General features: G+C 39.8%; 10 protein-coding genes and 5 tRNA genes. 7 read left to right on the top strand and 8 right to left on the bottom strand.

The genetic code is table 11. The annotated features are described in order from the left end of the window. Window positions 1-302: 302 nt before the first annotated feature. The 5 genes from F3H01_RS05680 to F3H01_RS05665 all read right to left on the bottom strand — a co-directional run bounded on the left by F3H01_RS05680 (window position 303) and on the right by F3H01_RS05665 (window position 888). Window positions 303-392, bottom strand: a tRNA-Ser gene (locus tag F3H01_RS05680). 58 nt (window positions 393-450) lie between these two features. After that, a complete protein-coding gene (locus F3H01_RS09200) occupies window positions 451-606 on the bottom strand; it encodes a hypothetical protein (protein ID WP_188116355.1) in 156 nt (51 codons plus the stop codon). Window positions 607-638: 32 nt separating this feature from the next. After that, a tRNA-Cys gene (locus F3H01_RS05675) sits at window positions 639-712 on the bottom strand. Window positions 713-718: 6 nt separating this feature from the next. Continuing rightward, window positions 719-805 (bottom strand) — tRNA-Leu (locus F3H01_RS05670). Between the two features lie 8 nt (window positions 806-813). Next, a tRNA-Gly gene (locus tag F3H01_RS05665) sits at window positions 814-888 on the bottom strand. Window positions 889-994: 106 nt separating this feature from the next. Between F3H01_RS05665 and F3H01_RS05660 the strand changes: the two genes are divergently transcribed. The 7 genes from F3H01_RS05660 to F3H01_RS05630 all read left to right on the top strand — a co-directional run bounded on the left by F3H01_RS05660 (window position 995) and on the right by F3H01_RS05630 (window position 6,158). Next, window positions 995-1,070: transfer RNA gene (locus tag F3H01_RS05660), tRNA-Ala, on the top strand. A gap of 102 nt (window positions 1,071-1,172) precedes the next feature. Continuing rightward, window positions 1,173-1,919, top strand: coding sequence for a phosphotransferase (locus F3H01_RS05655; RefSeq protein WP_149725123.1), 747 nt, complete (start codon window positions 1,173-1,175; stop codon window positions 1,917-1,919). Between the two features lie 81 nt (window positions 1,920-2,000). Beyond that, window positions 2,001-3,125 (top strand): PepSY-associated TM helix domain-containing protein, encoded by a 1,125-nt coding sequence (locus tag F3H01_RS05650; protein ID WP_149725122.1) that lies wholly within the window; start codon window positions 2,001-2,003, stop codon window positions 3,123-3,125. Between the two features lie 71 nt (window positions 3,126-3,196). Further along, on the top strand, window positions 3,197-4,219 hold the full coding sequence (locus tag F3H01_RS05645) for a ribonucleotide-diphosphate reductase subunit beta (RefSeq protein ID WP_009494790.1): 1,023 nt from the start codon (window positions 3,197-3,199) through the stop codon (window positions 4,217-4,219). Continuing rightward, a complete protein-coding gene (locus tag F3H01_RS05640; protein WP_149725121.1) occupies window positions 4,209-4,697 on the top strand; it encodes a hypothetical protein in 489 nt (162 codons plus the stop codon). Before F3H01_RS05645 ends, F3H01_RS05640 begins: the two co-directional genes overlap by 11 nt. Then, window positions 4,698-5,465, top strand: a complete 768-nt coding sequence (locus tag F3H01_RS05635) for a carbon-nitrogen hydrolase family protein (protein WP_149725120.1) — start codon at window positions 4,698-4,700, stop codon at window positions 5,463-5,465. It begins immediately after the preceding gene. Between the two features lie 60 nt (window positions 5,466-5,525). Next, window positions 5,526-6,158 carry a protein-L-isoaspartate(D-aspartate) O-methyltransferase gene (locus tag F3H01_RS05630; protein ID WP_149725119.1) on the top strand — a complete coding sequence of 211 codons (633 nt, stop codon included), beginning with the start codon at window positions 5,526-5,528 and terminating at the stop codon, window positions 6,156-6,158. Window positions 6,159-6,194: 36 nt separating this feature from the next. Here the strand turns inward: F3H01_RS05630 and F3H01_RS05625 are convergent, their stop codons facing one another. From F3H01_RS05625 to recJ, 3 genes are all read right to left on the bottom strand, one after another. Beyond that, on the bottom strand, window positions 6,195-6,779 hold the full coding sequence (locus F3H01_RS05625; RefSeq protein ID WP_149725118.1) for a hypothetical protein: 585 nt from the start codon (window positions 6,777-6,779) through the stop codon (window positions 6,195-6,197). A 282-nt stretch (window positions 6,780-7,061) separates the two neighbouring features. Next, window positions 7,062-9,059, bottom strand: a complete 1,998-nt coding sequence (locus tag F3H01_RS05620) for a TonB-dependent receptor domain-containing protein (protein ID WP_149725117.1) — start codon at window positions 9,057-9,059, stop codon at window positions 7,062-7,064. A 226-nt stretch (window positions 9,060-9,285) separates the two neighbouring features. Beyond that, entirely contained in the window at window positions 9,286-10,860 is a 1,575-nt protein-coding gene (gene recJ / locus F3H01_RS05615; protein WP_103649040.1) for a single-stranded-DNA-specific exonuclease RecJ, read from the bottom strand. Window positions 10,861-11,002 lie beyond the last annotated feature (142 nt).

Below are 11,002 nucleotides of genomic sequence, written 5' to 3'. Positions count from 1 at the left end.
GAATTTTTAATTTAAATTCTTATTTTGGATTCGTCTTAAATTCTTTATTCAATATTATTAATTTTATGTATATTTATACACAGGATTACTGCCTATTATGTATTTTGGATGTGCTACTACAAATACTATTTTGAGAATTTAAGATAGCCAAAAATCAAATATAAAAACTCTTAAACTTTCCCTTATCTTACAGCGTCTTGCTTTAAATAAGAAATTTACTAATATTTTTAGTTCTAGTAAATTTTGGACTGAATATTTATGGAAATTTTCTTATAGGTATTATGAACAATAAATTAGATGTATGGCCGGGAGATAGGGATTCGAACCCCAGGAGGCTTTCACACCTCAACGGTTTTCAAGACCGCCGCTTTCGACCGCTCAGCCATCTCCCGATTTAAAGATTTGTGATTATAACCAACTTTGCTTAAAATTTACTATAATCTCTAAAATTTACTCTGTTTTTTCTTTAATATATGTAGCTCCATCATTTATCTTTTCTTTAGTCCATTCTTTAGCATTATGAGTATCTTCTTTTACACCATGCCAAGTATTTGAACAACCAGCTGCAAAAAATGCTATAAACACTGCTAAAAGTAAATTTCTCACTGTTATTCCTTTGAGTAGTTATTTTTGAAGTTTGGAGGCGACACCCGGATTCGAACCGGGGATCAAAGCTTTGCAGGCTCATGCCTTACCACTTGGCCATGTCGCCATATCGTGGTGCCCGAGACCGGACTTGAACCGGTACGGTAAAAACTACCGAGGGATTTTAAGTCCCTTGCGTCTACCATTCCGCCACTCGGGCTAAGTTAATGGAGCGGGAAACGAGATTCGAACTCGCGACCCCAACCTTGGCAAGGTTGTGCTCTACCCCTGAGCTATTCCCGCGTTAAAGTTTGCAATATTATCCAAAAATTGCTTAAAATTTTATTTTACTAAAACGAATTTCAAAATATTGTAAGCCATAAAAAGATAAAATGTCAAAATCCACTTTGGGGTTATAGCTCAGCTGGGAGAGCGCTTGAATGGCATTCAAGAGGTCGGCGGTTCGATCCCGCTTAACTCCACCAGTGCTTTACTATCTCTTTTGCTTAATATATTTTCACTACTTTTTACTAAAATTTACGCCACATATATGTAAAAATTCAGATTTCTTTCGCTAAATTACAAATATGCAAAATTTAAAACAATATGTCAATGAAATTTTAAAAAGTCATAGTGACGGCAATGATCGTATCTTTAGCTTTGAATTTGATGGACAAAAATTTTGGTTAAAACGTATTGAAAAAAACATTAAAGGTGGCTTTTTAACTAAAATTTTTAAACCAAACCCTTATAGGTCATTTACTGCTGAGATAAAAAAGCTTGAAATTTTAAACGAGGCAAATGCCCCTGTTCCAAAAATAGTGCTAAAAAGTGATGAATTTTTCGTTATAGAAGATGTTGGTGAGCCAGTTGCTAGTCTATTTAAATATAGCACCGATGAAAAATTTAAGTATGAAATTTTACTAAAAGCAGCCCGCGCATTAGCTGGACTTCATGCACTAAATTTCGCGCACGGACGCCCAGCGCTCAGAGACATCGCCATAAAAAATGACGAGATAAATTTTCTTGATTTCGAGTCAAAATTTTTTAGCGATGATTTAGAACTTAGAAAGTGTCGTGACCTGCTAGTTTTCATTCACGAGCTCTACCGACAAAAAATTTCAAACGAGCTTGTAAAAGAGGCGATTGATGAGTACGTTAAGGCTAATGGCAGCGAAATTTACGAGCACTCTTTGCGCTTAGTAGTGAAATTTAAGCCACTTTACTACCTGCTAAGACCGTTTAAATTTTTAGATAAAAAAGATCTAAATGCTGCTATCTCAACATTTGAGCTACTTTTACCAGCCGAAAAATCCAAAATCACATTCAGATAATTAAAAAATTAATCTTCTAAATTTTATCTCCGCTTAACAAAAAATAAATTAATATTCGTTACTAAAATCTAAAGGAGATATATGCTTTTCAAGCGCAACAAAATCATCTTCAACATTCACCTAATAATTGGACTAATTGCGGCTATTCCACTAATATTCATGACTCTTTCAGCCCCATTTGCGTCTTATAGAGAAGAGATCAAAAGTGCGATAAATAAAAATTTTATAAACTTAGTTCCTAGCGAAAAAATAAATTTGAGTTTAAATGAACTCCTAGCTAAAGCAAAAAGTGAGATTCAATTTGATACGCTTGAAAGCTTACAAATAGGTGGAGCAAATGAAGCTTATCGTATAAGCATTACAAAGGATAAAAAGCAATTAAATTTCTTCATAGATCCAAGAAGTGGCGAAGTTATTAGCGAGGACTGGGGTGAGAAATTTCGTATCATTATCTTAAGTCTTCATAGAAATTTAGGCCTTGCCCTGCTTGATAGCAAAGTCCCAGCCGACATCGGCAAGCAAATAGTCGCCATTAGCTCTATCATCATGACTCTGCTTGCTATCAGTGGTCTCATCCTCTACGCACCAGCGATCAAGCGAAATTTCTTAAATTCGCTAAAAATTAAGCCAAAAGCAAAGGGCTACGCCTGCTTTTACAACCTCCACACGAGCCTTGGCACATACGTGGCGATCTTGCTTGTAGTGATGTCACTAACTGGCCTTTACTGGTCTTATGGCTGGGTGAGAAGTGGCGTAAATAGTATATTTTTCGATCTAAAAACAGCTCCAATGAAAAAAAGTCTACCGCAATCAAATTTACTCCCAATAAATGACGAGAAATTTAAAGAGATAGAGACTGCGGAGCAAATTTTTAAAGATAACGTCACACTAGAGCTAAAATCGCTCACGATAAACGTGCCTGAAAACAACCAAAGCACCTACACTATAAACTACGAAACTAGCGAGAGCCAAGTGGGCAAACTAAAGCTTGACGCTAGCGCTGGCAAGATCAAAGAGAATAAGCTTGTTAGCAAGTCTGAGAGCATCCCAGAGGCAAAAAAGGCTGGTCGCAAAGTGCTTAGTCTTCACACTGGTGAAATGTTTGGCGAGGTCGGCCAGGTCGTATTTGCAGTATCATGCGTGATCGCAGTTTTGCTGATCATAACTGGCTTTTTGATGACCATAAAAAGGACTAAGGCACTCTAAATAAAAGTAAATTTTTACCTTGCTTTGGGTAAGATTTTAAGAAATTTTTACTACAAACAAGAGAGAAATTTATGAACAGAAAACGCATCTACAACCCAAGTTCAAATGAAAATTTGACCGACAGAAGAGTCTTTAACGGCAACCCACACGGCATTTTAAATTTCACCAAGGCAAAATACGAGTGGGCGTTAAAGCTTTGGGACCTCATGGAGGCAAACACTTGGTTTCCAAAAGAGGTCGACACCACAGACGACGTGCGTGACTACGCCTACAACCTCACGGAGGCCGAAAAGCGCATGTACGACCTCGTCTGGAGCCAGCTCATCTCGATGGATAGCTTTCAGACAAATAACCTAGCTGACAACATCAACCCTTACATCACCGCACCAGAGATTAACGCCGTGCTAAGCCGCCAAGCCTACGAAGAGGCAAACCACAGCAAGTCTTACGCTGTCATGGTCGAGGCGATCTGTGACAACACCGACCTCATCTACGAGATGGAGAAGCACGACGACGTCTTACGCGAGAAAAACGACTACATCTCAAGTGTCTACGAGGAGCTTGCAGGCGAAGTGACTGATGAGAAGCTACTTCTTGCGATGGTGGCAAACCAAATTTTAGAGGGTATCTACTTTTACAGTGGCTTTACAGCGATCTACGCTCTAGCTCGCGCTGGCAAGATGCTTGGCTCAGCGCAGATGATCCGCTTCATACAACGCGACGAGATCACGCACTTGCTCTTGTTTCAAAACATGATAAATTCAGTCCGCAAAGAGAGGCCTGACCTCTTTACACCTGAAACTGAGGCAAAAATTTATGATATGTTTGAAAAAGCTGGAAATTTAGAGATCAAATGGGGCAAATACATCACTCAAAACCAAATAATGGGCTTTACCGACGATATCATCGAACAGTATATCCACTACCTCATCGACCAACGCCTAGTTGCGATCGGTTTAAAACGCAAATACAACGTCGCTCACCCGATCAAATGGGTCGATGACTTTGCTAAATTTAACGACCAAAAGTCAAATTTCTTTGAAGCAAAGGTGACAAACTACAGCAAAGGAAGCATCAGCTTTGATGACTTTTAAAAATGGCATCTTAGCCCTTGCCTGCGTGCTTCTTGCGGGGTGTGCGAGCAGCAATCAAAGGATAATTGATCAAGCAAATAAAAATAATCTCGAAAATTTTTACGCCTATAAGCTTGTTAAGGTAAAAGAGACAAGCCAAGCGGAAATCTATCAAGAGATGCCAAACGGTGAAATTGCACCAAGTTTCGCACCGCTAGGATCTGTGCTAGGAAATGACGTGATGCTTGGTATAAACAAACAGTGCGGCTTTGAAGCAAAAGATCTAAAAGATGTAAGAATAGTTTCACATGATGAGGCTAGGGGTCTTGGCTTTGAGGTCTGGGTTTTTAATGATCCGCTCTCCCAGCGCGATGATAAAATCACAGCTATAAGCGTTATTTTAAAAGCTACACCAAACATCGGTGGCACGGATATAAACTACAAAATTCCAAAAGACTGCCACGACGAAAAAACTATGACATTTGTATTTGGAAAGTAAATGAGCGAAAATTTAAACCTAATAAGCCTAACTTTAAAGGCAAAAAATGCAACCGATCGCTTAGAGGAGCTTGCAAATTTAGTTGAGGCTGCGCCTGAAAATTCACTCATACTTGCAAGCGAGCTTTGCATCAGTGGATATGACTTTGACGGTTTTTTTGCAGGGGCGAACAAAGCGATGCTTGGTGGCATGATAGGTAGCTTTGATGCGATGTTGCTTGAACGCTTGCAAGAGGCACTTAGTCCAGATAAATTTCTTGGTTTTACGCACCTTAGCAGCCTAAACAAAAGCGCAGGGCTCGCTAAAATTTCAAATCTAAATCCACACCAACCAAAAATTTATAACGAATTTTTGCTTCTTAACTCAAATAATGTCTTTCATTCACAATTTAAAGCCGAACTTTTTAGGCCAAATTTAGAGCATGAAATTTTTGCCACTGGCGATGTGAGCGATATAAATGCATTTGATTTTAGAGGGCTAAAGCTTGGGGTGCTAATCTGTTTTGAACTACGCGATAGCAAGCTTTGGGCAAAGCTAAAAGGATGTGACATCATCATGGTACCTGCCATGTGGGGTAAGGCTAGAGAGGATGCTTATCTTAGTCTTTGCAAGGCTCTAGCTATCGCAAACAACTGCTACGTCATGATCTCAAGCTCACTTGCATTAGAAGTTGCTGGAGTATTTTTACCAAATGGCACACTTGTTAAAGAAACGATATTTGATGCAAATTTAATAAAAGAGATCAAGACGAATTTAGGGATTTTATAAATTTTAAGATAAGCTTTAAATCGTATAATAACGATTTAATTTTTATTTAGGATATAAATTTTGACTCAACTAGAAGCGATAAAATGCCAAAATTTGGCTAGCGATATAGCCGACGAGATCATGCTAAGTCCGCTTTTGTTCGATGCGATAGCCACCACTGAGCGCGAAATTTTTGTACCAATCACTGCACATGCTTATAAACTTGACGCTCAGCCCATACTGGGCAATCAATGGATCAGCTCGCCGCTAACCGTTGCAAAGATGACAATGGCGCTAGAGTGCGAAAATATGGACAATATCCTAGAGATAGGCTGCGGTAGTGGCTATCAAGCAGCTATTTTAAGCAAACTTGCACATAGAATTTTTAGCGTCGAGCGAATAGAAAAGCTGGCTATGGAGGCAAAAAAACGCTTCGAGATACTAAAAATAAAAAATGTGCATGTAAGGTATGACGATGGCAACAACGGCTGGCGAAGCTACGCACCATTTGATCGTATCTTGCTCTCGGCAGCTGCTGATGAGATCTCACCGAATTTATTTAAACAGCTTAAAAATGGTGGAATTTTAGTAGCTCCAATGAAAAAAGATGGCAAGCAATTTATCGCTAAATTTAAAAAAGATAAAGATGGAAATTTAGAAAAAGAGTACTTAGATGAGTGCCTTTTTGTGCCACTTCTTGAAGGTAGAGAGTAGTCCAAAATAAGGCAAAGCCTAAGCCTTGCCTAAATGTTAGAATTTATAAGTATAGCCAGTATAAATCCCTATAGTTGTATCTCTTAGCTGAGCTCCGCTATTTTTCTTATAAAAAGTCTTATCAGCTTTTAAGCCAAATTCGATCGCGTTATGTTCATCAAATGAGTAGATGCCACCCGCTTTCGCGCCAACTAGTAAGCCTTTGAAATTTTTCTTACTTGTTTCGTTATTAAATCTCTCTCTAACGCTCAAGTAGCCAAGACCTGTGTATCCGCCAAGAACGGCTTTAAAATTTTCAGTGATATTTGGCGTATAATCAACACCACCTAAAAATTTATGCTTACTCCATTTTGCATCTGATTCACCAGCATTTTTCCTGGCTTTAAAGTCATAATAATAACCACCATAAGCTCTATAGTTGTCAAAATCATAACCGCCATAAAAGCCAAGGCCGTAGTGACCTTTTTTGAAGTTATTTTTCTCACTACTTGCTATGTTTTTTGTTTTGATTTTTGAGTTAAACGAATAATCACCTTCACCACCAACAAATGCACCTTGAGCTAGTGCAACTGAGCTTACCAAAGCTAGAATCAAGCTTGATTTTACAAGTAAATTTTTCATACCTCTCCTTTAAAAAATTTCTGAGATTTTACATCTAAGCTTTTAATCTATATAAAATTTAAATTTAATAAAGCCCTATTTTCATCCTTTGGCTTTAAAATTTAATAAGCTATTTTATACTAGGTGCTACATGGACTTTAATTTGACTATAAATTTATCCATAAAAGTAAATGTAGTAAGCATGAGCATTGTTATAAGCTAAGAATAAAAATACTCAAATTTGGCATAGCTTTTAAGGCAAATTCTAACCTCGTAGCTATGCCGAATTAACCGAGCTACGCCCTAAAAATGCACCTTAAATTTCACCCAAAAGCTTCTGCCCGGCTCATAAAGCCTCGTGCCGTTCGGGATAGTCTCGTAGCCTGCGATACCGCCGCCGTAGCCGCCTTTTGAGTTATGATAGGCGTATTTGGCGTCGTTTAGGTTTTCCGCCGCTAGCAAAAATTGATAATTTTTGTATTTGTAGCCCGCGCTTAGCCCCAGCGTCCAAAAGCTATCGCTCTTGCCCAGGTCCATGCCGCCCACGTCGCCGTAGCCCTTTTGCGCGCGGTTTTGCGACGCGTTAGCGTAGAAGTCGGCTTTGACGAACCAGTCGGGCTTTTCTAAGCCGGCGCTTAGCTTAAACGCTAGAGGCGAAACCTTAGGCAGTGCATCGCCGTCTTTTAAGCCGCCCGCGTTTTTGGTCACTTTGCCGTAGACGTAGGATACTCCCGCCCCCAGCCTAAACATATCGGCTAGCAGCGTAGTGCCCTCTATCTCGCCGCCGTATAGCAATGCATCGGTATTAAAGGCGTCTGAGGACATGCCCATAGTATTATACTTTAGCATGATATAATCATCCATCTTTGAGACGAAGAAATTCGCGTTTAGTTCGTAGTTTTTATCTTTTAGCACCGCGCCAAAATCCAGCTGCGTGTTTCTTTCTTTATGCAGCGCTAGGTTTGCGTCCTTGTTCGTTTCCCAGTGATCGGGCATCCTTTGAGCGTGCCCTAGCCCAGCATAAAGCGTTAAATTTTGCAGATATTTTTCGTATCTAAAGAATCCTGAGAATAAATTTTCTTTCCTACTTTTATGCGTTTTTAGCAGTTTTCTCTCGCCCGCATCCAGCCTAAGTCCGCCAAAAAGCCCGTAGTCGTTTTCTAGGACGTATTCGTTTTGAGTATAGATCGTTTTATACGTTACCTTGCGCTCTTTTGCGTGCGGCTTTGATAGGGCAGCGTCCATTTGGGCTTTAGATACGCCGGCTCCGCCCGTTCCGGCACCTCTCCACTTAAATACATCCTCAGAGTACCCAGCGCCAAGATAGCTGGTTAGATTGTCGAAATTTAGCTCGCCTTCTAGCTTAAAGCCATACATATCGCGTATCGGGTGGCTGATGCTATATCCCTTGCCGCGCCCCGTGCCCGGTACTACCGGACGCATGGTAAAGTTGTCCATTATATGGTCGATTTGATGATAGTACGAGCTTAGCCTGATCTTATGCTCGCCGACGTCTTGTTCAAATTTGAGCCCGAAAGATTTACGGTCAAACTGTATGCCGTCCCTCATCCTATCGGCATACGCCGCTTCGCCCTCGCCCAGATCCGCGCTTAACTGCAATGCGGTAGTTTCCGTGGGCGTTAGCGTGCCCACGAGCGAAATGCTGTTGCGTTTATAGTGCGTATGCATTTTCTGTCTGTCGCCGCTTTTATAATCGCCGCTCTGGTAGTGTCCGCCAGAAATTTCCAAGCTGCCCAGCTCGTTGCCCGCCGCTACGTCTGCAGCAGTTTCAAATCTTCTAAAACTACCGCCAAGTACGCTTACGTTTCCTCCAAAGCTCGGTTTAGATAGCCTTGCTATCTCTCTATCGAAAAATATACCGCCGCTAATGAGCGCACCGTATCTGACGTCTTGTGGGCCTTTTACGATGCGAACCGAGCTATAATTTTGCGCCGAGATGTAAGTGATGGGCGTATCCATGCGCATACCGCAACCGCCGTTTAGCGTGCTACCGTCGATTAGCACCGGCAGTCTGGCCGCCGTCTGCGAGCGGTAATAAACCTCGCTGCCGCCTCCGCCCTTGCGCTCCATCGTAAAGCCGCTCAAATTTAAAAGTGATTTAGCGATGTCGCCGTTTTCTAATATCGCGCCTTTGCCTACTATTTGAGCCTTTGTCGGTTCGTCAAGAACGGACTTTTGTATCTTTGCAGAAACGGTAACCGGAGCCAAGTCTATCGTTTCTTCAGCACCAAGCATTAAATTTGGTACTAAAGCAAATGCTAAAACGTAAGAAATTTTCATGTTTAGTCCTATGAAATTAATATTTAAAATTAAAATTAAAGCAAAAATAAACTTAAATAAAGTATAAATATTTATATAACATTAATTTTACAATACAGAAATTTGAGTCAAATAGTATTATTTTAGTTGGACTGCATTAAATATATAAAGAAACGATTTTGGCGAATTAAAACCGAAGCAATCTCGGTTTTATTAAAATTTTAGCATTATAAAACCGAGATAAAATTTATAAAATCTCTTTTATGAGTAGCTGTGGGGTAACAAGTCCGCGGAATGAATTTTTTGATATACAAAAGATAATATCTATCATCTCACCAACTCTAGCATGTCTTGTAAAGTTAAAAAATAGAGCCTCAAGCGTTTTATTATCCTTTTGCAAGATGAGCTTTAAGTGATTTTGATCTCTTCCTATAAGTCTTTCGTTTTTAACAAGAGCATTTTTTATCTTAAATACTGGGCGAGGGTTTTTCTGCCCATATGGCTCATAAAATTCTAAAATTTCAAGCAATTCAAAGTCTATCTCGCTTGGCATTATATCGCCAAGTAGCTCGTCCGAGCTTTTGCAATCTTGCATATTTAGGCATGAGCAACTTTTATTTATCGCTTCTTTAAATTCCACCAAATTTTCAGGCGCAAGCGTAAGTCCAGCCGCTCCTTTGTGACCGCCGTAGCTTGTTAGTAAATTTTCGTGGCTTGCTATAAGAGATAAGATATCAAGCTTACCAATGCTTCTAGCACTGCCTTTTGCACGACCTTTATCGATGCTAAAGACGATAGCTGGCTTTGCAAAGTGCTTTGCTAAGCGGCTAGCTACGATGCCTATCACACCCTCATGCCACTGCTCACCCCAAGTGATGATGACTTCATCGTCTTCTTTTACGTCCTTTAGCGAGCACTCAAAGAGCTGACGCTCCTCCTCTTTTCTAGAGTTATTAAACTCTATTATCATGTCAAGATAGTTGTAGGCTTCCTCGATACTTTTGGCACGTAAAAAGTTAAATGAATTCATCGCATCGTCCATGCGTCCGGCTGAATTTATAAGTGGGGCTATAAGAAAGCTAATATCATCGCACTCAAATTTTTCCTTACCATAAAACTCTTTTATAGCATGAAATGCGGAACGCTTAGACGCATTTAACTTACAAATACCAAGGCGAACAAGCATTCTATTCATATCTCTTAGCTCCATCATATCAGCGATTATCGCGATAGCTAAAAGCTCTAGAAATTTGCTCATATCGTAATTTAGACCAAAAACATCCTTTAACGCTCCAACCAAATACCAAGCGACCTCAGCGCCACAAATTTCAATATTTGGGAAGTTGCAGTCTTCTTGTTTTGGATTTATGATCGCATAAGCCTCTGGGAGAACAGCTGGTGGCATGTGATGATCAGTGATGATAAGATCGATGCCTTTTTCTTTACAGATAATGGCCGCATCGTTTGCAGAGATGCCATTATCAACGGTGATAATCAAGCTTACATCAGCTGAGAGTTCGTCTATTATCTCAGGATTTAGCCCATATCCATCTTTAAATCTATTTGGAATTTTTACTAGGTAGTCTTTTATGCCAAGATCATCAAAAAACTCGGCCAAAATCACACTTGAAACCACACCATCAACATCATAATCGCCCACAATGGCTATGCGCTCGTTTTTCTCGATCGCTTCTTTTATGCGGTTAGCGCCTTTGTAGATATCTTTTAAGGCGCTTGGTGTCGGAATTTCACTAATTTTTTTATGTATGTCGTTACAAAATCTATGCGCTAGTAAATTCCTTATATCCTCTTTATTTAGCATGGTTTTGGTAAGAATTTTTGAAGAACTTACCAATTTTATTTAATGCCACTTGTTCACTTAAATTTACACCCATATTGCCAAAAATTTGGCTATAAAAATACTTCTTTTTCATCGCAATCTTTCGTCTTTATTTTGAATGCTT

Origin of the sequence: Campylobacter concisus (assembly GCF_902460875.1) — a bacterium.
GTDB classification, from domain to species: Bacteria; Campylobacterota; Campylobacteria; order Campylobacterales; family Campylobacteraceae; genus Campylobacter_A; species Campylobacter_A concisus_AA.
This window is presented reverse-complemented; position numbering and strand designations above follow the sequence as displayed.